General features: G+C 66.2%; 28 protein-coding genes. 13 read left to right on the forward strand and 15 right to left on the reverse strand.

The window, feature by feature from the left end:
* The first annotated feature begins 7 nt into the window (after positions 1-7).
* From ACOXXX_RS03220 to ACOXXX_RS03230, 3 genes are read left to right on the forward strand one after another with little or no spacing between them, the layout of a single operon-like run.
* On the forward strand, positions 8-601 hold the full coding sequence (locus ACOXXX_RS03220) for a Maf family protein (RefSeq protein ID WP_422825106.1): 594 nt from the start codon (positions 8-10) through the stop codon (positions 599-601).
* Positions 598-1617, forward strand: coding sequence for a ribonuclease E/G (locus ACOXXX_RS03225; RefSeq protein ID WP_422825107.1), 1020 nt, complete (start codon positions 598-600; stop codon positions 1615-1617). Before ACOXXX_RS03220 ends, ACOXXX_RS03225 begins: the two co-directional genes overlap by 4 nt.
* Positions 1614-1805 (forward strand): DNA gyrase inhibitor YacG, encoded by a 192-nt coding sequence (locus ACOXXX_RS03230; RefSeq protein WP_422825108.1) that lies wholly within the window; start codon positions 1614-1616, stop codon positions 1803-1805. Before ACOXXX_RS03225 ends, ACOXXX_RS03230 begins: the two co-directional genes overlap by 4 nt.
* A gap of 82 nt (positions 1806-1887) precedes the next feature.
* On the opposite strand, the gene ACOXXX_RS03235 is transcribed toward ACOXXX_RS03230, so the two are convergent.
* Together ACOXXX_RS03235 and ACOXXX_RS03240 are read right to left on the reverse strand one after the other, a co-directional pair.
* On the reverse strand, positions 1888-2406 hold the full coding sequence (locus ACOXXX_RS03235) for a DUF6446 family protein (RefSeq protein ID WP_422825109.1): 519 nt from the start codon (positions 2404-2406) through the stop codon (positions 1888-1890).
* A complete protein-coding gene (locus ACOXXX_RS03240) occupies positions 2403-3332 on the reverse strand; it encodes a glycine--tRNA ligase subunit alpha (RefSeq protein ID WP_422825110.1) in 930 nt (309 codons plus the stop codon). The genes ACOXXX_RS03235 and ACOXXX_RS03240 overlap by 4 nt, the downstream gene beginning before the upstream one ends.
* Positions 3333-3510: 178 nt before the next feature.
* On the opposite strand from ACOXXX_RS03240, the gene ACOXXX_RS03245 reads away from it, so the two are divergent.
* A complete protein-coding gene (locus ACOXXX_RS03245) occupies positions 3511-5259 on the forward strand; it encodes a serine protease (protein WP_422825111.1) in 1749 nt (582 codons plus the stop codon).
* Between the two features lie 40 nt (positions 5260-5299).
* On the opposite strand, the gene ACOXXX_RS03250 is transcribed toward ACOXXX_RS03245, so the two are convergent.
* Positions 5300-6244, reverse strand: a complete 945-nt coding sequence (locus tag ACOXXX_RS03250; RefSeq protein WP_422825112.1) for a DMT family transporter — start codon at positions 6242-6244, stop codon at positions 5300-5302.
* A 354-nt stretch (positions 6245-6598) separates the two neighbouring features.
* Between ACOXXX_RS03250 and ACOXXX_RS03255 the strand changes: the two genes are divergently transcribed.
* Positions 6599-6754: a hypothetical protein gene (locus ACOXXX_RS03255; protein WP_422825113.1), complete on the forward strand. Its 156-nt coding sequence runs from the start codon at positions 6599-6601 to the stop codon at positions 6752-6754.
* A gap of 53 nt (positions 6755-6807) precedes the next feature.
* Here ACOXXX_RS03255 and ilvC read toward each other — a convergent pair whose 3' ends face one another.
* Positions 6808-7830 (reverse strand): ketol-acid reductoisomerase, encoded by a 1023-nt coding sequence (ilvC, locus tag ACOXXX_RS03260; protein WP_422825114.1) that lies wholly within the window; start codon positions 7828-7830, stop codon positions 6808-6810.
* Positions 7831-7964: 134 nt separating this feature from the next.
* On the opposite strand from ilvC, the gene ACOXXX_RS03265 reads away from it, so the two are divergent.
* Together ACOXXX_RS03265 and ACOXXX_RS03270 are read left to right on the forward strand one after the other, a co-directional pair.
* On the forward strand, positions 7965-8420 hold the full coding sequence (locus ACOXXX_RS03265; protein WP_422825115.1) for an Lrp/AsnC family transcriptional regulator: 456 nt from the start codon (positions 7965-7967) through the stop codon (positions 8418-8420).
* Positions 8417-8875 (forward strand): Lrp/AsnC family transcriptional regulator, encoded by a 459-nt coding sequence (locus ACOXXX_RS03270; protein WP_422825116.1) that lies wholly within the window; start codon positions 8417-8419, stop codon positions 8873-8875. Before ACOXXX_RS03265 ends, ACOXXX_RS03270 begins: the two co-directional genes overlap by 4 nt.
* A gap of 2 nt (positions 8876-8877) precedes the next feature.
* On the opposite strand, the gene ACOXXX_RS03275 is transcribed toward ACOXXX_RS03270, so the two are convergent.
* On the reverse strand, positions 8878-9981 hold the full coding sequence (locus ACOXXX_RS03275) for a Hint domain-containing protein (protein ID WP_422825117.1): 1104 nt from the start codon (positions 9979-9981) through the stop codon (positions 8878-8880).
* 199 nt (positions 9982-10180) lie between these two features.
* Between ACOXXX_RS03275 and ACOXXX_RS03280 the strand changes: the two genes are divergently transcribed.
* Positions 10181-11308, forward strand: coding sequence for an aminotransferase class V-fold PLP-dependent enzyme (locus ACOXXX_RS03280; protein ID WP_422825118.1), 1128 nt, complete (start codon positions 10181-10183; stop codon positions 11306-11308).
* Positions 11309-11412: 104 nt separating this feature from the next.
* Here ACOXXX_RS03280 and ACOXXX_RS03285 read toward each other — a convergent pair whose 3' ends face one another.
* From ACOXXX_RS03285 to ACOXXX_RS03325, 9 genes are all read right to left on the reverse strand, one after another.
* Positions 11413-11544 (reverse strand): hypothetical protein, encoded by a 132-nt coding sequence (locus tag ACOXXX_RS03285; protein WP_422825119.1) that lies wholly within the window; start codon positions 11542-11544, stop codon positions 11413-11415.
* Entirely contained in the window at positions 11541-12836 is a 1296-nt protein-coding gene (locus tag ACOXXX_RS03290; RefSeq protein ID WP_422825120.1) for a c-type cytochrome, read from the reverse strand. Before ACOXXX_RS03290 ends, ACOXXX_RS03285 begins: the two co-directional genes overlap by 4 nt.
* Entirely contained in the window at positions 12836-14041 is a 1206-nt protein-coding gene (locus ACOXXX_RS03295) for a formate dehydrogenase subunit gamma (protein ID WP_422825121.1), read from the reverse strand. The genes ACOXXX_RS03290 and ACOXXX_RS03295 overlap by 1 nt, the downstream gene beginning before the upstream one ends.
* A 210-nt stretch (positions 14042-14251) precedes the next feature.
* Complete coding sequence (gene fdh3B / locus ACOXXX_RS03300; protein ID WP_422825122.1) at positions 14252-14845, reverse strand: formate dehydrogenase FDH3 subunit beta; 594 nt, start codon at positions 14843-14845, stop codon at positions 14252-14254.
* 14 nt (positions 14846-14859) lie between these two features.
* A complete protein-coding gene (locus tag ACOXXX_RS03305; protein ID WP_422825123.1) occupies positions 14860-17850 on the reverse strand; it encodes a formate dehydrogenase subunit alpha in 2991 nt (996 codons plus the stop codon).
* 92 nt (positions 17851-17942) lie between these two features.
* The gene (locus ACOXXX_RS03310; RefSeq protein WP_422825124.1) at positions 17943-18134 is read right to left on the reverse strand and encodes a ubiquinol-cytochrome c reductase iron-sulfur subunit N-terminal domain-containing protein; all 192 of its coding nucleotides are present in this window, start codon (positions 18132-18134) and stop codon (positions 17943-17945) included.
* Positions 18135-18212: 78 nt separating this feature from the next.
* Positions 18213-18824, reverse strand: a complete 612-nt coding sequence (locus ACOXXX_RS03315) for a TorD/DmsD family molecular chaperone (protein ID WP_422825125.1) — start codon at positions 18822-18824, stop codon at positions 18213-18215.
* Positions 18821-19456 carry a DUF3306 domain-containing protein gene (locus ACOXXX_RS03320; RefSeq protein ID WP_422825126.1) on the reverse strand — a complete coding sequence of 212 codons (636 nt, stop codon included), beginning with the start codon at positions 19454-19456 and terminating at the stop codon, positions 18821-18823. The genes ACOXXX_RS03315 and ACOXXX_RS03320 overlap by 4 nt, the downstream gene beginning before the upstream one ends.
* A complete protein-coding gene (locus ACOXXX_RS03325) occupies positions 19453-20022 on the reverse strand; it encodes a DUF3305 domain-containing protein (protein ID WP_422825127.1) in 570 nt (189 codons plus the stop codon). Before ACOXXX_RS03325 ends, ACOXXX_RS03320 begins: the two co-directional genes overlap by 4 nt.
* Positions 20023-20183: 161 nt before the next feature.
* Here ACOXXX_RS03325 and ACOXXX_RS03330 point away from each other — a divergent pair, with 161 nt between their 5' ends.
* Positions 20184-22142 (forward strand): 4Fe-4S binding protein, encoded by a 1959-nt coding sequence (locus ACOXXX_RS03330; protein ID WP_422825128.1) that lies wholly within the window; start codon positions 20184-20186, stop codon positions 22140-22142.
* A 286-nt stretch (positions 22143-22428) separates the two neighbouring features.
* Here ACOXXX_RS03330 and ACOXXX_RS03335 read toward each other — a convergent pair whose 3' ends face one another.
* Positions 22429-23169 carry a hypothetical protein gene (locus ACOXXX_RS03335; protein ID WP_422825129.1) on the reverse strand — a complete coding sequence of 247 codons (741 nt, stop codon included), beginning with the start codon at positions 23167-23169 and terminating at the stop codon, positions 22429-22431.
* A 93-nt stretch (positions 23170-23262) separates the two neighbouring features.
* Between ACOXXX_RS03335 and ACOXXX_RS03340 the strand changes: the two genes are divergently transcribed.
* Genes ACOXXX_RS03340 through ACOXXX_RS03355 form a run of 4 tightly spaced genes read left to right on the forward strand, consistent with a single transcriptional unit; the run spans position 23263 to position 25715 of the window.
* The gene (locus ACOXXX_RS03340) at positions 23263-23451 is read left to right on the forward strand and encodes a DUF6494 family protein (protein WP_422825130.1); all 189 of its coding nucleotides are present in this window, start codon (positions 23263-23265) and stop codon (positions 23449-23451) included.
* Between the two features lie 7 nt (positions 23452-23458).
* Positions 23459-24538 carry an Mrp/NBP35 family ATP-binding protein gene (locus ACOXXX_RS03345; RefSeq protein WP_422825131.1) on the forward strand — a complete coding sequence of 360 codons (1080 nt, stop codon included), beginning with the start codon at positions 23459-23461 and terminating at the stop codon, positions 24536-24538.
* The gene (locus tag ACOXXX_RS03350) at positions 24535-25239 is read left to right on the forward strand and encodes a DUF4444 domain-containing protein (protein WP_422825132.1); all 705 of its coding nucleotides are present in this window, start codon (positions 24535-24537) and stop codon (positions 25237-25239) included. The genes ACOXXX_RS03345 and ACOXXX_RS03350 overlap by 4 nt, the downstream gene beginning before the upstream one ends.
* On the forward strand, positions 25236-25715 hold the full coding sequence (locus ACOXXX_RS03355) for a DUF6505 family protein (RefSeq protein ID WP_422825133.1): 480 nt from the start codon (positions 25236-25238) through the stop codon (positions 25713-25715). The genes ACOXXX_RS03350 and ACOXXX_RS03355 overlap by 4 nt, the downstream gene beginning before the upstream one ends.
* Positions 25716-25823: the final 108 nt, after the last annotated feature.

The raw sequence follows: 25823 nt of genomic DNA on the forward strand, positions 1-25823 counted from the left end.
GATGAAGATGGACACCGAAGGCCCCCGCCTGATCCTCGGCTCCGGCAGCCCGCGCCGCCGCGAACTGCTGGCGCAGCTGGGCATCGTCGCGGATGACATCCGCCCCCCGGACATCGACGAAGACCCCCGCAAGGGCGAACTGCCGCGCCCCTATTGCGTGCGGCTGGCGCGGGAAAAGGCGCAGGCCGTCCAGGCCGACCCCGACGATATCGTGCTGACCGCCGATACCACCGTCGCGCTGGGGCGCCGCATCCTGGGCAAGCCCGAAACGGCGGCCGAGGCGGCAGAATTCCTGACGGCCCTGTCGGGGCGGCGGCACCGGGTCGTGACGGCCGTGGCCGTCCGGCGCGGCGACAGGATCTGGGAACGCGATGTGGTGACGGCGGTGAAGATGAAACAGCTGTCGAACGACGAGCTCAACGGCTATCTCGCGACCGAAGACTGGCTGGGCAAGGCGGGCGGATATGGCATTCAGGGGCCCGCCGGGGCGCTGATCCCGTGGATCAACGGCAGCTTCACTGCCGTGGTGGGCCTGCCGCTTTTGGAAACCGCGCATCTGTTGCAGGCGGCGGGCTATCCGCTTTGGAAGGAACGCACATGAAGGGCCGGACCATCGCACTGGATCATCTGGGGGATGTCGAGGCGGCGGCGCTGATCGTCGACGGGGTGTTGCAGGATCTGCTGATCGACAGCGACCTGCCGCGCCCGGGCACGATCTACCGCGCCATCGCGGAACGCCCGATGAAGGGGCAGGGCGGGGTGTTCCTGCGCTCGCCCGACGGGCCATGCTACCTGCGCCAGATCAAGGGCCTGTCCCCAGGTCAGCCGCTGCTGGTGCAGGTCACGGGCTATGCCGAACCGGGCAAGGCCATCCCGGTGACGCCCAAGGTCCTGTTCAAAAGCCGCTATGCCATCGTTACCCCCGGGGCGCCGGGGCTCAATGTCTCGCGCAGTATTAAGGATGACGACCTGCGCGACACGCTGCTGGAAATCGCGCATGAAGAGATGTCGGGCGAGGCCGGGCTGATCCTGCGGTCGTCCTGCGCGGCGGCGGCACGCGATGATATCGCCGAGGATATCCGCAGCATGGCCGCACTTGCGGCGCAGGTGATGACCGACGCCGAAGGCGATGCCGAAACCCTGGTCGAAGGCGACGGGCCGCATGCGCTGGCCTGGCGCGACTGGACCGACCCAGCCGAGATCGCGACCGAGGCGGGCAGCTTCGAGGTGCACGGTGTGCTGGACGCGCTGGAGGCGTTGCGCAGCGACCGCGTGCCCCTGGGCGGCGGGGCGTCGATGCATGTGGAACCGACCCGGGCGCTGGTGGCCGTCGATGTGAACACCGGCGGCGACACCTCGCCCGCCGCGGGGCTCAAGGCCAACATGGCCGCGATGAAGGACCTGCCGCGGCAGCTGCGGCTGCGGGGCCTGGGCGGGCAGATCACCGTCGATCCGGCGCCCTGTCCGAAAAAGGACCGCCGGCAGGTCGAATCGGCGCTGCGCGCGGCGCTGCGGGCCGACTGGATCGAGACGACGCTGGTGGGCTGGACGCCGATGGGCAACCTGGAACTGCAGCGCAAACGCGACCGCATTGCCCTGTCGGAGGTGCTGGGATGAGCTGTCCGATCTGCGACAAGGACACGCTGCCCGCGTACCGCCCGTTCTGTTCCAAGCGCTGCGCCGACATCGATCTGGCGAAATGGCTGTCGGGGTCGTACGCGATCCCGTCGGAGGATCCCGAGGATCTGGAAGAGGCGATGAACGCCGCCCTCAATGCCGCGGAAACGCCGGACAAGCCGCACTGACATCGCAAGGGAATGCCTGCGGCATGCGAGAGACGCTGTCTCTCGCGCTCTCTGGAGTATTTTGCCAAGAAGAAGGGGCGGGTCAGGGACGGTCGGGGCAGGTCGGATCGAGCGGCGAGCCGTCATAGGCCTTGTCGCCGCAGTCGTTGACCTCGTGCCAGACATAGCCGTGGCCGTCTTCGGTCACCGCCACCACCCGGTCGATCCCGTATTCGAGGTTGCGCTCTCCGAGGAAGGCCCGGGCCTGGCCCGAGCGGAGCAGCGCGCCGATGGCTTCGGCATCGAAGCAGTCGAACCAGCCCGGGGCCACGCGCGGGGCGGCGCCGGGGTAGGGGGCGTAAGTGTCGGCCAGAACCCCGGGGGCCGAGGGGGTGGTGAAGCAGGCGCGGTAGCGGATCGGCGAGCTGTTGGCGTCGATGGCCTGAAAATCCTCGTAGAGGATGGTTTCGGGCCTGTCGCCCTGCAGCGGGGTCAGCTGCACGTCGTCGGTGCCGGTGGCCACAACCGGTTCGTAATAGGCATAGACCTGCAGATAATACATGCCCGCCCCGGCCAGGAGCGCGCTGACGACGATCAGGATCGCCAGGAACCTGCCGGTCATGCGGCGGCTCCGCCCGCTTCGGTCGTCACGAAGGCGTCGGCGCAAAGCTTGGCCAGCGCCCGCACCCGGCCGATATAGGCCTGCCGTTCGGTGACCGAGATCACGCCGCGCGCATCCAGCAGATTGAAAAGATGGCTGGCCTTGATGCACTGGTCATAGGCGGGATGCGCCATGGTGATGGTCTTGCCGGTCTTGGGGTCTGCGCTGTCCTGCGCGAGGATGCGCTGGCATTCGGCCTCGGCATCCTTGAAATGCTGCAACAGCACCTCGGTGTCGGCGACGTCGAAGTTCCAGCGCGAATATTCCTCTTCCGTCTGCCGGAAGACATCGCCGTAGCTGAGCGGGATCGGCGCGTCGGGATCGTTGAAGGGCATGTCCATCACGTGGTCGCTGCCCAGCACGTACATCGCCAGACGCTCCAGCCCGTAGGTCAGCTCGCCCGACACCGGGTGGCAGTCATGCCCGCCGACCTGTTGGAAATAGGTGAACTGCGACACTTCCATCCCGTCGCACCAGACCTCCCACCCCAGGCCCCAGGCGCCCAGCGTCGGGCTTTCCCAGTCATCCTCGACAAAGCGGATGTCGTGATGGGTCATGTCGATGCCGATGGCCTCGAGGCTGCCGAGATAGAGCGCCTGCAGATCGGGGGGCGAGGGTTTGATGATCACCTGGTACTGATAGTAGTGCTGCAACCGGTTGGGGTTTTCGCCATAGCGCCCGTCGGTCGGGCGGCGCGACGGCTGGACATAGGCCGCGGCCCAGGATTTGCCGCCCAGCGACCGCAGTGTGGTGCCGGGGTGAAAGGTGCCGGCCCCCACCTCCATGTCATAGGGCTGCAGGATGGCGCAGCCCTTGGCGGCCCAATAGCTTTGCAACCGCAAGATGATTTCCTGAAAGCTGCGCGGTCTGGTGGTGGTCCGGTCCATCGTCTTTGTCCCCATCCAAGGTCGCGTCTGCTTAGGCCCAAGGGCGCACAGGGTCAATTGCGCCACGCCGCATAATTTGAACGGGTGGGGACGTTGTTTTGGGATGCAGATCGTGCTGCATTTGCTAAGACAGGCGGATAACACATAACGCCGAACGGTCTCGGGGACGATTACAGGTATGCTACGGACTTTTTTCATCGTGTGCGCGGTGGCCCTTTGGGCCGCGCGGCCTGCTCTTGCGCAGGATGTGGCCTTTATCCAAGTCGAGGCGCAGCCGTCGCTGACGCGCGCGCAGGACCGGGCGCGGGACTACTCCAGCTTTCTGCAGGATGTGAACGGCTTTGCCCTGGGCGGCGGCTGGTACGGGATCGCGCTGGGGCCCTATGCGCCGGACGAGGCGGCGGCGCTGCTGCGGCAGTTGCGTGCGCAGGGGCAGATCCCGCTCGATGCCTATGTCGCCGATCCGGTGGATTTCCAGCGCCGGTTCTGGCCGGTGGGGGCAGGCCCGGTGATCATCGAACGCGGGCTGCCCGCGGCCACCTCCGACGATACGGCGCAGGATGTGCAGGCCCAGCAGCCGACCGAACCGGCGGTGGCCGAACCGGTCGACGAGTCCCCGCGCGAAGCGCGCCGGTCCGAGGCGGCACTGGACGGCGCGGCGCGGCGCGAGCTGCAAGTGGCGCTGAAATGGGCCGGGTATTACACGGCGGCCATCGATGGCGCCTTTGGCCGGGGCACGCGGCGGTCGATGTCGGAGTGGCAGACTGCCAACGGGTTCGAGGCGACCGGTGTGCTGACCACGCGGCAGCGCGCCGAGTTGTTGCGCCAGTACAATGCCGTGCTTGACGGTATGGGCCTGAGGCAGGTGACCGAGGCGCGCGCCGGGATCAGCATGCAGCTGCCCATGGGCGTGGTGGATTTCGAGAAATACGAGGCCCCGTTCGTGCATTACGCGCCGACGGGCGATCTGGACGCGCGGGTGCTGCTGATCAGCCAGCCGGGCGATCAGGACACGCTCTTTGGCCTTTACGAGATCATGCAGACGCTGGAGATCGTGCCGCTGGAAGGGCCGCGCGAGCGGCGCAACCGGTCCTTCACGCTGACCGGAGAAAATGCCCGCATCGTGTCGCATACCGAAGCGGAGCTTGAAGACGGACGCATCAAGGGGTTTACCCTGATCTGGCCCGCCGGAGACGAGGAACGCCGGACCCGGGTGCTGGGTCTGATGCAGGACAGCTTCGAGGTCACGGCAGCGGTGCTTGACCCCGCCGCCGTGTCCGAAGAGGTGCCGTCGGTCGACCTGGTGTCGGGGCTGCAGATCCGCAAGCCCAAGGTCACGGCCTCGGGCTTTTACGTCAATCGCGCGGGGTCGGTCGTGACCTCGTCCGAGGCGGTCGCAGGCTGCGGGCGCATCACGCTTGATGGTGTGCACGAGGCGGTGATTGTGGCGCAGGACGCGGCACTGGGCATCGCCGTGCTGCGCCCGCAGGCGTCGCTGGCGCCTCAGTCGGTCGCGGCCTTCCGCGAAGGCCTGCCGCGCCTGCAGACCGAGGTGGCGGTGTCGGGCTATTCCTTCGGCGGTGTGCTCAGCCGTCCGACCCTGACCTATGGCACGCTCGAGGATCTGCGCGGCCTGTCGGGCGAGGAGAACCTCAAGCGGCTGGCGCTGGCATCGCTGCCGGGCGATGCGGGCGGGCCGGTCTTCGACGCCGGAGGCGCGGTGCTGGGCATGCTGCTGCCGCGCGAGTCGGGCGGGCGGCAACTGCCCGAGGAGGTCAGCTTTGCCGCCAAGGCCGATGACATCCGCGCGATGCTGCGCAGTGCCGGGGTCACGGCGGATGCGACGCAGGCGGCGGGCGTGATGGCGCCCGAGGATCTGACGGCGGTCGCGTCGGAAATGACCGTGCTGGTCAGCTGCTGGGAATGACCCGCGCGCGCGTCCCGGTCGCTCTGACCGGGCCGCGCGTTCAGGCTGGCGGTGCGCTGGCCGGGGGCCTTGGCCGCCGCACGAACAGACGCCGCAGCGCGCCCCACTGGCTGATGAACACGCCTGCAAGGATCAGGATCATCGCGATCAGCAGGCCCGGGCGGGCGGGTTCATTCAGGATCAGCACCCCCAGAAGCACCGACCACAGCGGCACCTGATAGTTGGTCAGGGACATGAAGACCGGCCCGGCGCTGCGCACCACCAGCACCCGCAGCAGGTTCGCCCCCGCGGTCGGCACCAGCCCCAGGAACCCCAGCACCAGCAGGGTCTGCGGCGCGGGCAGGGGGGGCGGCCCCTCGACCGTCCAGGCCAGCGGCACCACCAGCGCGGTGCCGAACAGCATCGGCACCGCGGCAAGGCCGATGGGGTCAATCGGAGGGAGCAGGCGCATGTTGACCGAACTGACCGCGTAGCAGGCCGCGGCCCCGATGCAGGCCAGGCGGCCATAGGGTTCGAGCGCCGCGCCGGTGCTGTCGAAGGCCTGACTGCCGATCAGGATCACCACCCCGGCAAAACCGATCAGGAAGCCGGCGAGGCGGCGCAGCGTCATCGCCTCGCCCGGGATGAGGAAATGCGCTAGCGGCAGCACCATCAGCGCCACCGCCGCCATGCTGACCCCGGCAAAGCCCGATGTCACGAACTGCTGGCCCCAGCCCAGCAGGATGAACGGGATGGCCGAGCTGAAGGCGCCGATGAAGGCCAGCATGCCCCAGGGCCGCGCCGTGGTCAGGAACAGCGGGAAGCCGCGCGCGCCCCAGACAGCGAGTGTCAGCAAGGTCGCGAAACCGATCCGGGCCGCGGCCAGCCAGAAGGGCGTGATGCCGGTCAGGGCAATCTCGATCACCATGAAGGTGGCGCCCCAGACAAGGCCCAGGGTGATCACCATGAGCCAGCTTGTCGCGGTGATCGTCGGGGGATTTTGCATGATTATTGCTCACTTGCCGTAAGATTGCGCGCTGCCCGTGCTGTCTGCGTTGCCTGAGGGCGCGAATGCGCTACACTCTTTGCATCGCTGTCAGGGAGCATCCAATGTTTTATATCTTGCCGATCGTCATTCTTCTGGCCCTGCTCGCATGGTGCGTGCTGCAGCTCAAGGACGACATGTAATCCGGTAGCCATTAAGGTTCGCCATCGGGTCATGGTGTCATGCGGCGCCCGTTGCATCGTGGGCAATCGCTTGCTGGTCCGGTCCGCGCTGGATCGCCGCAGCCGCGCGGTAGAGAGGAACCGGCGTACAACCTTGGGTGTTCAGCTTCGGTAACGTCGAAGGAGACACCCAATGGACCTGTTTTTCATCGTGCCCGTGCTGGCACTTATCACCATGTTCGCCGTCATCGTCTTTGCGATCAAAAGCAAATATGACGTCGAAGCAAAACGCGACGACCCCAATGCCGACAAAAGCGCGCTGGCCGCCGACGGACCGGCAAAAGGCTGAACCGGCTTTGAGGCCGGGACCCCGGCCAAGTGCCGGGATCCCATTTTGAATATTCAGTTCTTCGATTTGTCGACCATCTTGCCGGCCGAAATCCACGGCATCATGCCGCGCAGCTTTTCGCCCGTCGCTTCGATCTGGTGTTCGTCGTTGATCCGGCGCGTGGCCTTGAACGACGGTTGACCGACGGCGTTTTCCAGCATGAAATCCCGCACGAACTTGCCCGACTGGATGTCGGTCAGGACTGCTTTCATCCGCGCCTTGGTCTCGTCATAGGGCAGGATGCGCGGGCCGCTGACATATTCGCCGTATTCGGCGGTGTTCGAGATCGAGTAGTTCATGTTCGCGATGCCGCCTTCGTAGATCAGGTCGACGATCAGTTTCACCTCGTGCAGGCATTCGAAATAGGCCATTTCGGGGGCATAGCCTGCCTCGACCAGCGTTTCGAAGCCCATGCGGATCAGTTCGACCAGACCGCCACACAGCACGGCCTGTTCGCCGAAGAGGTCGGTTTCACATTCCTCGCGGAAGTTCGTCTCGATGATGCCCGACCGGCCGCCACCGATGGCGGAGCAGTAGGACAGCCCGATTTCCAGCGCGCGACCGCTGGCGTCGTTGTCGACGGCCACAAGGCAGGGCACGCCGCCGCCCTTGGTGTATTCGCCGCGCACGGTGTGGCCGGGGCCTTTGGGTGCCATCATGATGACATCGGTGCCGGGCTTGGCTTCGATCAGACCGAAATGCACGTTCAGTCCGTGGGCGAACGCGATTGCCGCGCCTTCGCGCAGGTTGTCATGCACGTATTTCTTGTAGGTGTCGGCCTGCAGTTCGTCGGGCATGGTGAACATGATCAGGTCGCACCAGGCCGCCGCTTCGGCGATGCCCATGACCTTGAGCCCTTCGCCTTCGGCCTTCTTGGCCGAGGGGGAGCCTTCGCGCAGCGCCACGACGACGTTCTTGGCGCCCGAATCGCGCAGGTTCAGTGCATGAGCATGCCCCTGCGAGCCATAGCCCAGAATGGCCACCTTCATGTCCTTGATCAGATTGATGTCGCAATCGCGGTCGTAATACACGCGCATGGGTTCGTCCTTCCTTGGCGTTGAATTCTGTCGCGCACCATAGCGGCCCGCGCGCTATGGTGTTTGCGTTCTTGCCGGGGATTTGTCAAAATGCGGAGGTACCATTCGCGTTTCCCGCAAATTTCGGAGAATTCATGCTCGATGACAGCGATCGGCGCATTCTGCGCCACCTGCAGGCCGACCCCGACATGGCCATGGCTGAGCTGGGCCAACGCGCAGGCGTGACCGCGTCGACCCTGGCACGGCGGCTCGACCGAATGCGCGACGACGGTGTGCTGCGCGGGGTGCGCGGCGTGATCAACTGGCCCGCATTGGGGTATGAGGTCGAGGTCAGCCTGCGCATCACGCTGGACAAGACCCAGCCCCGCGCCTTTGACGATTTCATCGATGCCGCCCGGCTGGTGGGCGAGGTGATCGAGATACAGACCTTTCTGGGTCAGGTCGACGTGCGCCTGTCGGTGATCGCACGGGACATGCCGCATTACCAGACCGTCTACCGCAACAAGATCCTGACCCTGCCGCATATCGCCGATATCGAGGCGTTGATGCATGTGGCCCGGCTCAAAGCAGACGAGACCTTGCCGCTGTGATCCCGCTGGACGATCTCGACCGCGCGTTGATCCGGGCGCTGGCAGCGGATGCGACGCAGTCGGCGGGGGCGCTGGGACGGGCGCACGGCCTGTCGCAACCGGCCTGCTGGCGGCGGATCGCGCGCCTGCGCGCGGCGGGGGTGTTCCGGGGGCAGCGGCTGGACCTGGATGCGCAGGCTCTGGGCTTTGGCGTCACGGTGTTCCTGGGCATCAAGCTGGCCACCAAGGGGCGCGTAAGCCTCGAGGATTTCGAACGCGCGGTGACGTCCATCCCCGAAGTGCAGACCGTCGAACACGTGCTGGGCATGTACGATTACCGCCTGCGCGTGGTCGCGCGGGACATCTCGGATTTCGAACGGGTGCTGCGGCGGCGGATCATGACCCTGCCGGGCGTCGGCAATGTCGAGGCGAATGTCCTGCTCAGCGAGGAACGCAGGCCCGGCCCTCTGGGCTAGGATCAGGCGCTGTGCCGCAGCGCCCGCGCTTCGGTGGCGCTGAGCGCATAGCGCGACATCGGGTGCGGAAGACCTGGCGCCTCCAACTCGGGAAACAGCGCCAGGATTTCGGCCCGTGTCGCCTTTGGCGTGGTGACGAGCGTTTGTTGACCGGGATAAAGCGATTCCGAGGCACAGGCCTCGGCAAAGACGATCTGGTGAGCGTCAAAGAGAAAGTGGAAATACTCGATTTCCGCGCAGGGGTCCGGGCGGATGGTCTTGTCGTTGACCAGATGTTTGGCGGCGACCAGAACCTCGGACTGCCCGAAAAGCAATTCCGCCTGCGCGCCGCGCACCAGCATGCGATGGTTGGGCGACACCCAGAGATCGCGCACATTCCCCAGCGCGCCTGCGCGGATGCGGATCGGGGTGTTCTTGCCGAGCCCGCTGACCTTGCGCCCGCCGATCCAGCGGATGGGCTGCGGTCCGTGATCCAGCGTCGTGACCAGATCGCCCGCCCGCAGCGTTTCGATGAACCGTGGCCCCTCGGGCGTCTCGATCAGCGTGCCGCGGGCAAAGCAGATGGCGATCAGGTCGTTGAGTTGGCTGGAGAACTGGCCGTCGCCGCCTTCGCCAGGGTCGATGGTGCCGTTCCCGTCGAGGTCGATGTCCTGGAAGGTGGCGATCTTCATCGGCCCATTGCTGTTGGCGAGGGTGGTCAGGATATCGACGCCCGACACCATCGCCAGCTGATCCAGCACCGGCGCGCCCGCATCGGTCGAGGTCAACCCAGAGGCATCGAATTCCAGGTAGGTGTCGCCCATTCCGGCCCGGTTGTCGTCGATCTCTGCCCCTGCGCCCGCGCCGGTGTAGTCGTAGGTGTATTTCGGGACGCCGTTGTAGTAATCGCTGGCATTGTCGTAGACGATGATCCCGGTGACCTCGGACGCATCGGTCAGGATGCCGTTGGCATCGGCATTGGAGACGGTGAAGGCGACGATGTCGTCGCCGTCGAACACGGCCTCGCCGCCATGGATCAACAACCGGCCCCCACCCGCCGCGGCGGTGTTGGTGTGGGGGTCGCCAATGATACTGAACCCGTTCAGAAGAAGGGTTGTTGATGGCATACTGCGCGCTCGATCACGGGTCTTGGCCCGTTTTTGGTCATTCTTCCGACATCTTTACACCTTATTAACCTTCGGGAAAGTCTGCCGGCGCACGGTCTTCCGACCGGTGGTGCCCATGCCACAGGCGGCCTGCGCCATTTCGGCCTTTGCCAAGCCGCCCGGTTCGCGGTAGCCAAGTCGAAACCGATGGGAGGATGTCATGGCGGCACTACTGGACACGATTGATGCGGGCGGGCTCGAGGAATTTTCGGTGGTCTTCACCGACCGGTCGCTGAACCACATGTCAAAGGCGTTTCAGGGCGTCATGACCGGCATTTCGGCCCTGCTGAAAGAGGTCTACCACGCCGATGCGGTGGCGCTGGTCCCCGGCGGCGGCACCTACGGGATGGAGGCGGTGGCCCGCCAGTTCGGGCGCGAGGCCAACGTTCTGGTGGTGCGCAACGGCTGGTTTTCCTACCGTTGGAGCCAGATTTTCGACGCGGGCCAGTTTGGCGGCGACACGACGGTGATGAAGGCGCGCCAGACCGGCAACGACGCGCAGGCCCCCTTTGCCCCCGCGCCGATCGACGAGGTCGTGGCCCGCATCCACGAGGTCAAACCCGACGTGGTCTTTGCCCCGCATGTGGAAACCAGCGCCGGCATCATCCTGCCCGACGATTACGTCAAGGCGCTGGCCGCCGCCGCGCACGAGGTCGGTGCGCTGATGGTTCTGGATTGTATCGCCAGCGGCTGTGCCTGGGTCGACATGGCGGCGACCGGCGTCGATGTGCTGATCTCGGCCCCGCAAAAGGGCTGGTCGGCCACGCCCTGCGCGGGGCTGGTGATGCTGTCAGAGCGGGCGCTGGCGCGGATGGAGCAGACTACGTCCGACAGCTTTGCCGTCGACCTGAAGAAATGGCACCAGATCATGCAGGCCTATGAAAACGGCGGTCACGCCTATCACGCGACCATGCCCACCGACGGGCTGCGCGCCTTCCGCGACACGATGCTGGAAACCAGGGCCTATGGCTTTGGCCGGCTGAAAGAGGCGCAGTGGGCTCTGGGCACTGCGGTGCGCGAGATGCTGGCCGCGAAGGGCGTGACCTCCGTCGCCGCAGAGGGGTATGGCGCGCCGGGTGTGGTGGTGAGCTATACCAACGACCCCGAAGTGCAGTCGGGCCGCGCCTTTGCCGCCAAGGGCATGCAGATCGCCGCCGGTGTGCCGCTGCAATGTGACGAGCCGCAGGGCTTTTCGACGTTCCGCCTGGGGCTTTTCGGGCTCGACAAGCTTTACGACGTCGACGGCACCGTCGCGCGGCTCAAGCGGGTGATCGACCAGGTGCTTTGATTAGCTGTGCCGGTGCCGTCATCCTGCGGCCCGGGAAAGAAGACCCGGGGGCGCTGCCCCCGGACCCCCGAGGTATTTGTGAACCAGAGAAGCAGGGGCGCGTGTCAGTCACCCAGCCGCACATTGCTGTCGCTGGCGGTGACATCGGCGGCGGAAAAGCCGATTTCGTCCAGCACGAATTCCGCGCCGAAGGCGATGACGAAGACGGCGACAAAGGCCAGCAGCATCACTTTCATGGTCGTTCCTCATTTGGGGCCGTTTCGCGGCGCAGATAGGCGATCAGGTCGGCGCGGTCCTGCGCGCCGGTGATCCGTTGCATGGGCATCTTGGTGCCTGGAACATAGTGCTCGGGTCCGATGTCGAACAGGGCGTCGATGGTGGCATCGTTCCAGATCAGCTCTGATCCGTCCAGCGCATCGGAATAGCTGTAGTCGGACACCGTGCCCGCCCGGCGACCAAAGAGGCCATGGAGCGTCGGACCCGCCCGGCGCGCCGATCCCGGTGTCAGGGTGTGGCAGATCGAGCATTTGCGTTTGAACTGCCGTTCTCCGTTGGGCATCAGCGCCGGATCGGCCAGGAAGGAGCGGTCCGCGGTTTGCATCCTGTTTTGCGCCGCCATCTGCCCCACCGGCCAGGAATGCAGCGTATCGTCCAGACCGCCCGCGTGAATGTTGGCGCCGTCCGGCGAAAAGGCCAGCGCCCAGATCGGGCCGTGGGTGGTGGCGCGGAAATCCTGCACGATGCGCCAGCCGTCGGTGGCGACGACCATGATGTAGCCCTCGCCGTCGCCCACCGCCAGAAGCCCCTGCTCAGAGGCGTCCATGGCAAGGATCGGCCGCCGCTCGAGCGACAGATCGGCGATGGCCGCACCGCTGCCGGGGTCGACGATCCGCGTCACCCCGTCGACCGCGCCGTAGGCCAGCCAGTCGCCCGCGGGGGAGAGCACCAGTTCGTTGATGCCAAACCCGTGCTCGACAAGCCGGGCCCGTTCGATCCGGTCTGCCACATCCCAGACCCGGATCGTGCCATCGGCCGAGGCGGAATAGAGCAGGCCGCCGTCTGCGGAAAACACCACGTCGTTCACCGGCCCGTCATGGCCCGCCAGCATCACCGGATCACCGCCCGCAAGTGGCCAGAGCCCGATGCTGCCGTCCCAACTTGCCGAGGCAAGAAGGCCCGCGTCGCGTGACAGCGCCAATGCGACAACCTTGCCCCTGTGGCCGGTCATGGGCTGTCCGGTTCCGGTCGTGAGGCTCCAGCGCATGACCGTGAAGTCGTCGCCAGCCGAAAACGCCAGATCGTCATCGGCCAGAAGTACCGCGTTGACCGCCGCGGCATGCCCGTCGAGCCATGTGGGTACGCCGTCCGTCCAAAGCCCCACGGCGTTGTCGAAGCTCGCGGTGGCGATCCGCCCCCCGGGGCCGGTGGTCACATCCATGATCGGCCCGCCGTGGCCTTTCAGGGTGAAATATTCCCCGGCGCCGACCGGGGCGGCAATGGTCAGAAGCGCCAGCGCCAGCCAACGCATTATTCGGCGGGCGTCGCGCCCTTGGGCGCGGGGGCCTTTTCGACCTTGGCCTTTTCGGCCCAGATGCTGTGATGTTCGCGGGCCCATTGTTCATCAACGGTGCCGTCGCCCATGGCGTCATAGGCGCCTTCCATGCCGACCGTGCCGATGTAGATATGCGCCAGCACGATCGCCATCAGGACGAAGCTGACGATGGTGTGCCAGAGCTGGCTGTACTGCATCTCCTGATGCGGGGCAAGGTCGGTGGGCAGGGGCGCATAGCCCAGCATCTGCGGCAGGCCAAGCGCGTTGATCTTTTCAAAGGTCGCGGCGAACATCGGCAGTTCGAACGGAAAGAGCAGCGCCAGACCCGAGGCCGAGATCGAGGCCCCGAGCACGATCACCGACCAGAAGATCAGCTTTTGTCCGGCGTTGAACTTCTTGGCGGGCGGATGACCCTTGGAAAAGATGCCGCCGCCCTTGAGGATCCAGTTGAGGTCGGTGCGGTCGGGCAGGTTGTGGATGACCCACATGACAAAGATCATCACCAGCGCCAGCATAAAGGCCCAGCTGACGTTGTTGTGAATCCATTTCGACGCGATGGCGAGGGTCGAAAACGCCTCGTGTCCGAAGGCGGGGATCAGGAACTTGCGGCCCATCAGGCTGATGAGACCGGTGATGCCCAGAAGGATGAAGGACCCGGCCAGCAGCCAGTGGCCAAAACGCTCCACCGCCTTGAAGCGGACCAGGCGGCGCCCGGTCTTTTCGCCCTCGATCCGGATGCGGCCACGGATCAGGAAGAACAGCGCCAGCAGCGCCAGCGTGCCCAGCAGAAGATAGCCGCCATAAGTGATGAGCGGACCCTGCCGCAGCTGCAGCCACCACATGCCGCTGTCCTGCATCAGGGTGCGGGCGGCGGGGCCGCGGGCCTGGGTGGTGACGTCAGCCTCATCAAAACGCAGCGCGCGCCAGAGGTCGGGATCGGAGGCGCCCCCCAGCGTACCCAGTTGGTCGGACGCCGAAGCGGCGTTGTCGGGGTCGCCGATCAGCCGTGCGCGGTCGCTGTTGTCGACCTCGAGTCCCTCCTGACGGCGCAGGATATCCTCGAGCGTCGGGGCAGGGGTGGCGGCCTCGGTGTCGGCGGGCAGCACGGCGTCCTGCGCCGAGGCGGTCAGCGGAGCGAGCGCAAGCGCCAGCAGGACGAGACAGGAATAGAGGGTTTTCATGGCAGGCTCCCAGGAGTCTCCGGTGGTGGATGGGCCCAGCCGGGGGCGGCTGGCGAAGCGGAAAACTTGAAACTTGCCGGTGCGGGGCAGACGCCCCGATTTCTTTCAAAGAAATCGTGCCGGAAAATTTGAAATTTTCCGGGGGCATGCGGCCCCCACGGAAAAGGCCGGGACAGCGCGTGGCTGCCCCGGCCCCGAGATCAATCGGCGTCAGCCGCCCTTCTGGTCGTAGGCGGTGCCCCATCCCCAGGCGCCCGAGCCGAAGCCGCGGGCCACGACGCGTTCGCGGTAGATCGACGACACCACGTCGCCGTCCCCGGCCAGCAGGGCCTTGGTCGCGCACATTTCGGCGCAGATCGGCAGCTTGCCCTCGGCGATCCGGTTGCGGCCGTACTTCTGGAACTCGGCCTGGGAGTTGTTGTCCTCCGGCCCGCCCTTGCAGAAGGTGCATTTGTCCATCTTGCCGCGGCTGCCGAAGTTGCCGGCCTGCGGATATTGCGGCGCGCCGAAGGGGCAGGCGTAGAAGCAATAGCCGCAGCCGATGCACAGGTCCTTGGAATGCAGCACCACGCCTTCGTCGTCCTGGTAGAAGCAGTCCACCGGGCAGACCGCCATGCAGGGCGCGTCTGAACAGTGCATGCAGGCCACCGAGATCGAGCGTTCACCCGGAGAGCCGTCGTTGATCGTCACCACCTTGCGGCGGTTGATGCCCCAGGGCACCTCGTGTTCGTTCTTGCAGGCCGTGACGCAGGCGTTGCATTCGATGCAGCGTTCGGCGTCGACGAGAAATTTAGCGCGTGCCATGTCTCATGGTCTCCTTATGCTGCCGAGATCTTGCAAAGAGTCGCCTTCGTCTCTTGCATCTGGGTCACTGAATCGTAGCCGTAGGTCTGGGCGGTGTTGGTGGATTCACCCAGCACGTAGGGGTCGGCGCCCGCAGGATAGTGCGATCTGCGGTCTTCGCCCTGCCAGTGGCCGCCGAAGTGGAACGGCATGAAGGCAACGCCGGGGGCCACCCGTTCGGTGGTCATGGCCATGACCTTGACCTTGCCGCCTTCGGGACCTTCGACCCAGACCTGCGCCCCGTCACGCACGCCCAGATTGTTGGCGTCGCGCGGGTTGATCTCGATGAACATGTCCTGCTGCAGTTCGGCCAGCCAGGGGTTCGACCGGGTCTCGTCCCCGCCGCCTTCGTATTCGACCAGACGGCCCGAGGTCAGGATGATCGGGAAATCCTCCGACACGTCCTTTTCCTGGATCGAGGCGTACATGGTCGGCAGGCGCCAGAACTTCTTGTCCTCGTAGGTCGGATAATCGGCCACCAGGTCGCGCCGGTTGGTATACAGCGGCTCGCGGTGTTTCGGCACCGGGTCGGGGAAGGTCCAGACCACGGCACGGGCCTTGGCGTTGCCGTAAGGCGCGCAGCCATGGGCGATCGCGACGCGCTGGATGCCGCCCGAAAGGTCGGTCTTCCAGTTCACGCCGCCGACCTTTTCCGCGTAATCCGACGGGATATCACCCTGCTGCGAGGTCTCGCCGACTTCCTGTTCGCCGTTGCCCGCGTTTTCCGGGGCCTGATAGCCCGCCACCTTTTCGATGGCCGCGCGCTCTTCGGCGGTCAGGTCGCTGTCCCAGCCCAGGTCGATCAGCATCTGCATGGTGAATTCGGGATATCCGTCCTGGATTTCCGACCCCACCGGGTAGACGCCTTCAGCCAGCAGGTTGTCGCCATCCCGTTCGACGCCGAACCGGGCACGGAAGCCCATGCCGCCATCGGCGACAGGTTTGGAGATGTCGTAGAGGTTGGGCGAACCGGGGTGTTTCATCTCGGGCGTGCCCCAGCTTGGCCACGGCATGCCGTAGTAATCGCCATCCGCCGGACCGCCGTTCGCCTTGAGCGTGGTGCGGTCGAACGTGTGCTGGTTCTCCATGTGCAGGCGCATCCGCTCTGGCGACTGGCCGGTATAGCCTATGGTCCACATGCCGCGGTTGAATTCGCGGGTGATGTCCTCGATCAACGGTTCGTCGCCGTTGATGGCGATGTTGCGGAAGATCTTGTCGGTAAAGCCGAACTTGTCCGCGAATAGCTTCATGATCGTGTGATCGGGCAGGCTTTCGAAAAGCGGCTCCACGACCTTTTCGCGCCATTGCAGCGACCGGTTGGACGCGGTCACCGACCCGTAAGTTTCGAACTGCGTCGCGGCGGGCAGCAGGTACACGCCGTCGGTGCGGTCCTGCATGATCGCCGACACGGTGGGGTAGGGGTCCACCACGACCATGAGGTCGAGCTTTTCCATCGCCGTCTTCATTTCCGGCAGGCGGGTCTGAGAGTTCGGCGCATGGCCCCAAAGCACCATGGCGCGGGTGTTGTCGGGCTGTTCGATGTTTTCGGCATCTTCCAGCACGCCGTCGATCCAGCGCGACACCGGGATGCCGGTGACGTTCATCATCGGCACGTCGTCCTTGCCCTTGTCGGATGCCGTGGCCTGGCTGAACCGGCCCTTGAGCCAGTCGAGGTCTTCCTCCCAGACGCGCGCCCAGTGCGCCCAGCTGCCCGGCGCAAGACCGTAGTAGCCCGGCAGGGTGTCGGCCAGAACGCCAAGGTCGGTGGCGCCCTGCACGTTGTCGTGGCCGCGGAAGATGTTGGTGCCGCCGCCAGCCGCGCCCATGTTGCCAAGCGCCAGCTGCAGCACGCAGTAGGCGCGGGTGTTGTTGTTGCCGTTGGTGTGCTGGGTGCCGCCCATGCACCAGATCACGGTGCCGGGGCGGTTGTTGGCCAGGGTGCGCGCGACGCGCTCAAGCTGGCTGCCGGGGGTGCCGGTGACGCGCTCGACCTCTTCGGGGTCCCAGCGCGCAACCTCTTCCTTGATCTGATCCATGCCCCAGACGCGGGTGCGGATGAATTCCTTGTCCTCCCAGCCGTTTTCGAAGATGTGCCACAGGATGCCCCAGACCAGCGCCACGTCGGTGCCGGGACGGAAGCGCACGTATTCGTCCGCATGGGCGGCGGTGCGGGTAAAGCGGGGGTCGCAGACGATCACCGGCGCGTTGTTCTGCTCTTTCGCCTTGAGGATATGCAGCAGCGACACCGGATGCGCCTCGGCGGGGTTGCCGCCAATGAGGAAGATCGCCTTGGAATTGTGGATGTCGTTGTAGCTGTTGGTCATGGCGCCGTAGCCCCACGTGTTGGCCACGCCCGCAACGGTGGTCGAATGGCAGATCCGCGCCTGGTGATCGACGTTGTTGGTGCCCCAGTAGGCGGCGAACTTGCGAAACAGATACGCCTGTTCGTTGTTATGCTTGGCGCTGCCCAGCCAGTAGACCGAATCCGGGCCCGATTCCTCGCGGATGGCGAGCATCTGGTCGCCGATTTCGTTGATCGCCTGTTCCCAGCTGATCTTGACCCATTCGCCCCCCTCTTTCTTCATCGGGTACTTGAGGCGGCGTTCGCCGTGCGCGTGTTCGCGGACCGCCGCACCCTTGGCGCAATGGGCGCCCAGGTTGAACGGGCTGTCCCAGCCGGGTTCCTGCCCGATCCAGACGCCGTCCGACACTTCGGCGATGACGGTGCAGCCGACCGAGCAATGGGTGCAGACGGATTTCACGTTCTGCACGGCGCCGGTCACGGCCTGCTGCGCGCTGGCCTGCGTCACCGACCCGGCGGTGGCGGCCACAGCGGCAAGGCCCCCGATGGCAAGTCCCGATCCGCGCAGGAACGCGCGGCGGTCAACGGATGATCCGGCGATGTCGGACAGGATGCCGGTGCGGTGTGATCGTCTTGCGACCCCGTTGGTCTTTTTCCTAAGCATGTAACCCTCCCTGGCTGCCCGACTGTGGCGCCGGGTCTTCGCTTGGTACGCCTGCGGCAGGCCAGCCGCGCGGCGCTGTCAGTGCCGTCCGGTCAGAACCGGGCGCTGTCGAAATAGGCCCGTGTGTGCGCGGTATCCTGCATGCGGCCCTTGTCGGCCGGGGCGGGGCTGGCGTCAGCCTCGGTGCCGCTGACGGCGACGGCTGCCACGGCAGCGGGGGCAGCGGTTCCGGCGAGTTTCAGAAAATCGCGGCGGCTCTTGGCCGTATCGTCCTTGCTGGACATTGGGGCCTCCCTTTTCGTGTCTGGTGGGCGCGCGGGCGCCCGGGTGGATGGCGGGCGGACCCGCCGGGATGATCCGGATCAGTCCGGCGCTAGTCGGTACGCTTCGCGTTCGATGTCCATGAAGGCGCGTCCCACCGATCCGACGGCTGCGTAAAGCACGGCGGAATCGGCCTTTTCCAGATCGGCAAAGAAATGTCCGGCCCAGGGCGCGATATGGCGGTTGAAGAACGTCTTTTGGTCATCCAGCGTGGCCGGGCTGCCGAAGCGCCCGACGATCAGCCCGGCCATCACCTCCATCAGCGTGGCGATGTTGTCCTCGGGCTCATAGACGTTGGGGGCGCGGGTGATGCGGCGCTTGGCCAGATCGCCCCGCAGCACCGCCAGCGGCTTTTCATTGAGAAAGCCGGTCAGGTAGTAGCTGGCATAGGGCAGCAGTTCGCCGCGCGACAGCCCGATGAACAGCGCGTTGAATTCGCGGCTTGCGGTCTTGGGCTTGGTGGTGCGGGCACAATCGGCCAGCCGGGTGATGGCCTGGCCCAGATCGGTGTCGTCGCCAGATAGCCCGGCCGTTTGGGCCAGCAGCATCTCGTCCGGCGGGGCCGACAGGATTAGGCCCAGATAATTGTAAAGATCGGCCCGAAGCCGGTCTTCCGCGGATACCTCCAGTGCTGGGGCAGCGGCGCTGCTCATTCCGACTCCGTTTCAAAGCTGAAGCGCATGCGCCGCGGAACTGCGGCGACAGCGTCAGGTGGTTCTGTTTTCTCACCAATTTCAGATGTCGCCACTACGACCTTGGTCGTAGATGCGGGCGCAGCATCGGATTCCTCCTGCGATTCCGGCACCTCGGTCAGCGAAATTGCAGCGTTGTCGTGCGTGTCGGGCAGCGCGTCCGCCTCTGCGGCACGCGTCTTCGCACGAGCCTCCTCGGCCAGCGCCTCCACGTGTTTCAGCAGGCCCTTACCGACCTTGTAGGCGGTCTTGACCCCCGGCGCGTCGGTCGCGGCATTGGTGTAATCGTCGTCGTAGTCGTTCAGCCCGTCGACACAGGCCAGCACCGGGTTGCTGCGCCACAGGCTGCGCAGCGCCCGTTTGCGCAGCCGTTCGGGGATCGCCGCCCGCATGAACCCGCGCACGTCGTCGCCGGGGCGGATGCTGTCGGGGTCGGGCAGGTCGAACTGTGCGAGGATTTCCTCGTCGCTTTGCCGGGCCAGCGCGGCCTTTTGCGCCTCAGTCTCGGCGTCGGCCGCCTTGCGGGCGGCGATCGCCTCTTCGGCCTCGACCGCCTGCTTGCGGCGCGACCAGAAATCCCCCGCCCGGGTCATGCGCCACCTGCCTTGCGGGCCGACGTCGGCGCGCGGTAGACACCGGTGGCCTGTGCGATGCGCGGATCGCCGATGCCGTCCTGCCGCTTCGGATCATGGTGTTTGCGGCGCTTGCGCTTAACGAACGGCTCTTCGACGTAATGCAGCGCAGTGTAATCGCGGACCCAGGCGGCCAGTCCCGCGGGCATCGGCACCTTCTCCACGATCTCCTCACCGCTTTCGGCATAAAGCTGCGCCTCGTGCGGGGATGCGGTGACAAGGTGCACGGTGTAGGGCCAGTTGCCGCCGGTCCTTTCGCGCAGGATGACATAGACGCAAGGAACAGCTTCCGAAAGCGCGATCATGTACGCCTCGGCCTCGCCCCGGTAGAGCGTCAATGGCACGGTCGCAGCGTGGAACTCTGCCGCGTCGCCTTCGCGGCGCAAGAGCGTCCAGTCAGCCGGGCCCGCGCCCGGCAGCACCGCCACCGGTTTCCACGACCATTTGGCCCAGCGGGTCACGCCGGGCAGTCGCCGGATCACGACGCCAAGGGGCATCGAGATGGATTTGGGGCTGTCGGCTGTCACGGCTCCTCCCAAAGCAGTGGGGGCAGTATGGACACTCTCTTGTTCAAAACAAGGGGGTAGGCTATCCCCGCCGGTACACTTTTTCGAAAAGACCGGTTTGCATTTCCCTTTGTTCCCCCACGGGGACATGATCGGGCGGGGCGGACCTTTGGGGGGATGACATGGCAAAGACCTTGGTTCTGTGCGACTGTCTGGGCAGTCAGGCACTGGACGCAAAGACCATCGGCGCGGCGTCGGGGCTCGGCTGTTCAAGGGTGCACACGGCGCTTTGCCAGCAGCAGGCCGAACAGGCGGCAAAGCTGATGGCCGGGGGCGATGCCATCATCGCCTGCCAGCAGGAACGCGCGTTTTTCGAAGAACTTGCCACCGACATCGGGGCCGAGCCGCCCGGATTCGTCGATCTGCGCGACCGCGCGGGCTGGGGCGAGGGCGATGCCGCCCCAAAGATGGCCGCCATGGCCGCCGAAGCGGTGCTGAGCATGCCGACACCGAAATCGCTCGACGTGGTGTCGGAAGGCACCTGCCTAGTGCTGGCGGACGGCGAAGTGGCGTTGCAGACGGCGGCGACCCTGGCCGACGGCCTTGCCGTAACGGTGCTGTTGACCGAGGATGCCGATCTGCCCGTCGACCGGCGTTTTGACGTGATCCGCGGGCAGGTGCGGCAGGCGACGGGCACGCTGAGCGGGTTCCAGTTGCGCATCGACGGGTTGCGTCAGGTCGTGCCCGGCGGGCGCGGGCCGCTTGAATTCGGGCCGCCCCGCGACGGCGCGCAAAGCGAATGCGACATCATCCTCGACCTGCGCGGCGGCACCCCGCTTTTCCCCGCGCCGGACAAGCGCGATGGCTACCTGCGCGCCGATCCGCGCCAGCCTGTTGCCGTGGCGCAGGCTGCATCCCAGGCCGCGCAGATGGTCGGGACCTTCGAAAAGCCGCTTTACGTGCGGCTGGAACCGTCGCTTTGCGCCCATTCCCGGGCCGAACAGACGGGCTGTACCAAATGCCTGAACATCTGCCCAACGGGTGCCATCAGCAGCGCGGGCGATCATGTGGCCATCGACCCGCTGGTCTGCGCAGGCTGCGGGGCCTGTTCGGCGCTCTGTCCATCGGGCGCGATCAGCTATGACGCGCCACCGGTCGCCACGTTGTTCCGCAGGCTCGACGTGCTGTCGTCGGTCTATCGCAAGGCGGGCGGCACCGCGCCGCGCCTGATGGTGCATGATGCCGACCACGGGGCCGAGATGATCCGCCTTGCCGCGCGTTTTGGCCGGGGTATGCCCGCGGATGTCATTCCGTTCGAGGTCGAGGCGCTGGCCGGCTTCGGCCATGCGGAAATGCTGGCCGCGCTGTCCTGCGGTTTTGCCCGTGTGGACGTGCTGCTGTCGCCCCGCACCGAACGCGACACGCCCGAGGGTGAGGCGGCGCTGGCCAATGCCATCGCCGGCGTCGCGTCGGTCGAGTTGTTGGATCTGGCCGATCCCGACGCCCTGTCGGCGCATCTTTACGGGGCAGATCGGACCGAACCGCTGGCCGCGCCGGTCCTGCCCATCGGCACCCGTCGGCAGGTCACGCGGGTGGCCGCCAAGGCGCTTCGCCCCGAGGGCGGCGTGCTCGATCTGCCGCCCGCCGCCCCCTACGGCGCTGTGCTGGTCGATACCGACGCCTGCACGCTTTGCCTGTCGTGTGTGTCGCTTTGCCCCTCGGGCGCCTTGGGCGACAACGAGGACAAGCCGCAGCTGCTGTTTCAGGAGGACGCCTGCCTGCAATGCGGCATCTGCGCGACGATCTGCCCCGAGGATGCGATCACCCTTAAGCCGCAGCTGAACCTGACGGATGCGGCGATGTCGCAGCAGGTTCTGAACGAGGAAGAGCCCTTTGCCTGCGTCGAATGCGGCGGGCTATTCGGGGTGAAATCCGCGATCGAGGCGGTGACGGAAAAGCTGAGCAATCATGCGATGTACGCCAACCCGGATGCCTTGCGGATGATCCAGATGTGCGACAAATGCCGGATCAACGCGCAGTATCATTCGGCGAACAACCCCTTTGCCCAAGGTGAACCCCGCCGCCCGCGCACCACCGACGATTACCTGAATGACGGGCCGTCGAAGCGGCGCGATCATTAGAAAGGTGCGATGGGCCGAACGGATGGTCTTGCCCGACTGGCTTGGAATCAAGCCGCGCATGGCGCGGCGCCAAGCCAGAGCGGCAGGCCGTCCCGCGGCCTGCCGCTGCGGTGCCAACTGCGCATCGTTTCGACGTTTTTCGGGGATAAAGGATAAATCGAGAGACACGAGCGTCTGAACGGCAGTCCACGGCCCCCCGCTCTGGCTCGGCGGACCATATCAGGAAAGCGTCAGAAAAAGGCGCATCCCGCTCCGGGTTCGATCCGGGCTGCCGCTGGCCCGGCACTCACCGCGACTGGATCGGCGCGCCCAGATTCGCCGGGGCGATGCCCGACACGAAGGCCAGGATGTGATCAAGCTCGTCCAGCGTCAGTTCCACCGGCGCGATGGGCGAGGGGCGCGAGATGTCGAAGGGCGGGGTGACATCGGCGATCTGGGTAAACGCCGGATGCGGGTTCAGCGCATAGAAGCCCTGAAACCGGACGTCCCAGTTGGGCAGCGTCCGCAGCACCGCGAAGGACGGGGTCGATCCGATGGATTTGCTGCGGTTGATCGCGCCGACCACGTGGCAGCGCCCGCAATGCGTGAGCGACAGATCGGCCCCGCGCTTTGCATCCCCGTCAAAGGTCAGCGGGGCGACGGCCACCTGCTGCCTCACCTGGGTCGTGAAGGGCGCCGTGCCGTCGACCTCGAAACTGTCCACGGTGTTGCGCCCGATGTCCGATCCCAGCCAATCGGCAAAGCGTTGCGCATCCGGGTCCGCGCCCACCTCCAATGTCCAGACCTGCCCCAGCCCTTCGAAGACAGGCGTGCCGCCTTGGGCCGCGAACACCGCGTCGGCCTCGGCCCCGTCCTCGACCACGCTGATCCGCGTCGCGGTCTTGAGCCCGAAGCGCGGGACGATGTGGCCGACCAGCCCGCTGTCGATCAGCGCCTGCGGGGCCGCCAGCCGGAACCGCTTGTCCGCCTCCTGCGCCGGGGCGGTCACCGGCCACAGCAGCACCACAAGCATGAACACCAGACGCATGCGGGCCTCCCCTCCTGCAATGTGTCGCTTGCAAGCCTAGGGGGGCTATCCTAAACCCGTCAATGCTTCTTGGCAGTTCCAGGGGAGGGACAGATGAGCGACGATTTCAACATGTCGATGCGGAAATTCCTGAAACAGGTTGGCGTGACGTCCCAGCAGGCCATCGAAGAGGCCATGCGCGAGACCGAAGGCACCGACGGCAAGACCTTCGACGCGAAGGTGGTGCTGACGGTGGACGGGCTGGACCTGACGCATACCGTCACCGGCAAGATCCAGGGGTAGGATCGCATTGACCCTGACCCGTGACGCGGTCCTGACCGCGCTGAAATCCGTGACCGATCCGGTGGGCGGCGATGACATCGTCAGCGCCGGGCTGGTGCGCGCGCTCAATGTCGAGGAGGGCGCGGTCCGCTTCGTGCTCGAGGTGGCGCCCGACAAGGCGCAGGCTTACGGCCCCGCCCGCGACGCCGCCGAGGCGGCGGTCAAGGCGCTGGGTGCGACCTCGGTGTCGGCGGTGATGACGGCGCATTCCGCGCCGAAACCGCCGCCCGACCTAAAGGGATCGGGCCACGGGCATGCGCCGAAGCCGCTGCAGGGCGGGCCGGAAAAGGTGCCCGGTGTCGACCGGATCATCGCCATCGCCTCGGGCAAGGGCGGCGTGGGCAAATCCACCGTGTCGTCAAACCTGGCCTGCGCGCTGGCCGCCGAGGGCCGCCGGGTCGGCCTGCTGGATGCCGATGTCTATGGCCCCAGCCAGCCGCGCATGCTGGGCGTCACCGGCCGCCCTGCCAGCCCCGATGGCAAGACCATCCTGCCGATGCGCAATTTCGGTGTCACGATGATGTCGATCGGCCTCATGACCAATGAAGGGCAGGCGGTGGTCTGGCGCGGTCCGATGCTGATGGGCGCGCTGCAGCAAATGCTGATGCAGGTGCAATGGGGCGCTTTGGACGTGCTGCTGGTCGATCTGCCGCCCGGCACCGGCGACGTGCAGATGACCCTGGCGCAAAAGGCGCAGGTGGACGGTGCCATCGTGGTCAGCACCCCGCAGGACGTGGCCCTTCTGGATGCGCGCAAGGGCATCGACATGTTCAACCAGATGAAGGTGCCGATCCTGGGCCTGATCGAGAACATGAGCACGCATATCTGTTCCAACTGCGGGCACGAGGAACATATCTTCGGCCATGGCGGTGTCGCCGCAGAAGCGGCCAAGCTCGGCGTGCCGCTGCTGGCAGAAATCCCGCTGCACCTCGATATCCGCACGGCGTCCGACGGCGGCGCGCCGATCGTCGTGTCGAAACCCGACAGTGCGCAGGCGCAGGCCTTCCGCGATGTGGCGCGCAAGATGATCGACGCGGGCCAGGCGTGACCGCGGCCCCGCAGTTTCCGCCGCTGCTGCAGGGCCGTCACACGGCGGGGCAGGTTCCCTTTATCGCTGCCTGCGCTGCCGCCCGCGACGGCTGCGACGCGGGGCTGATCCTCTACGACGCCAGCGCCGATCTGGCCGCCGCGATGGTGCTGGCGCCCGAGGTGCCGCTGGCAAAGGCGGCGGCGATGCTGCCGCTCGCCGAGGTCGGATTGCAAAACGCTCTGGGCGCGCTCGCGCCGCCGGAACTGCCGGTGCAGATGGACTGGACCGGCGGCATCCGCGTCAATGCGGGCCTCTGCGGGCACTTCCGCATCGCCGCCGCGCCGACCGATCCCGACAGGGTGCCCGACTGGCTGGTCGTCGGCTTTGACCTGCGATTCCTGCCCGGGCCCGACGCGCCCGGCAGCACGCCCGACACCACGGCGCTTTATGCCGAAGGCTGCGGCGATCTTGCGCCTGCCGATCTTCTGGAAGCCTGGGCGCGGCACACGCTCGCGTGGCTGCACCGATGGGAGGAGGAGGGCATGGCCCCGCTGCACCGTGAATGGTCGGGCATCGTCATCGGCATTGGGCAGCCCATCACCGTTGCGGGCGCCCGTGGCACGTTCCTGGGCCTCGACGAACACCTTGGCCTGCTGCTCAAGACCCAAGGCACGACACGGGCGATCCCGCTGCACGCGCTACTGGAGGACAGGACATGAATCTGGCCCGCGCCATCCACTTCGACACATCCGACATGAACGTCTTTCACCAGCCCGCGCGCACCGGCGAATGGTGCATCCCGGGCGGGTTCGAGTTTTCCAACTGGACCGAGGCGGACCTGACCGGAAAGGCCCGGCAGGCCTTTGCCAACGGATGGCTCGGGATCGAAACCTTCGGCCGGGTCAGCTTTGTCGCCGTGACACGGATCGAGCAGGCCGAGGTCGCGGCGCTGACGGACGCGCTGGCGCGGCATTTCGTCGAGGTCTACGGCGCGCCCTCGGCCGAGGCCGCGTGCGGTGTCGCCGCCGACGAGATCGCCCAGATGGCCGAGCTGTGCGAAGACCACGCGCCCAACACCCTGCTCACCGTGTCGCGCGAACTGACCGAGGCAGGCGTGCGCGAGGCCTTCCGCGTGATCGAGGCGCAGGAGGCCGACATCACGCAATTCGCCGTGCACGGCTCGCTCGACGAATAATCCCCCAGTAATCTTCTTCTTGGCAAAAAATACCTCCGGGGAGCGCGAGGGGCCGGGCCCCTCGCATCCGGCACACGCGCGCGCGGCTCGGCTCCAGCCGACCCAGGT

The sequence above is a fragment of the Thalassococcus sp. BH17M4-6 genome (assembly GCF_049323015.1).
Lineage (GTDB): Bacteria > Pseudomonadota > Alphaproteobacteria > Rhodobacterales > Rhodobacteraceae > Puniceibacterium.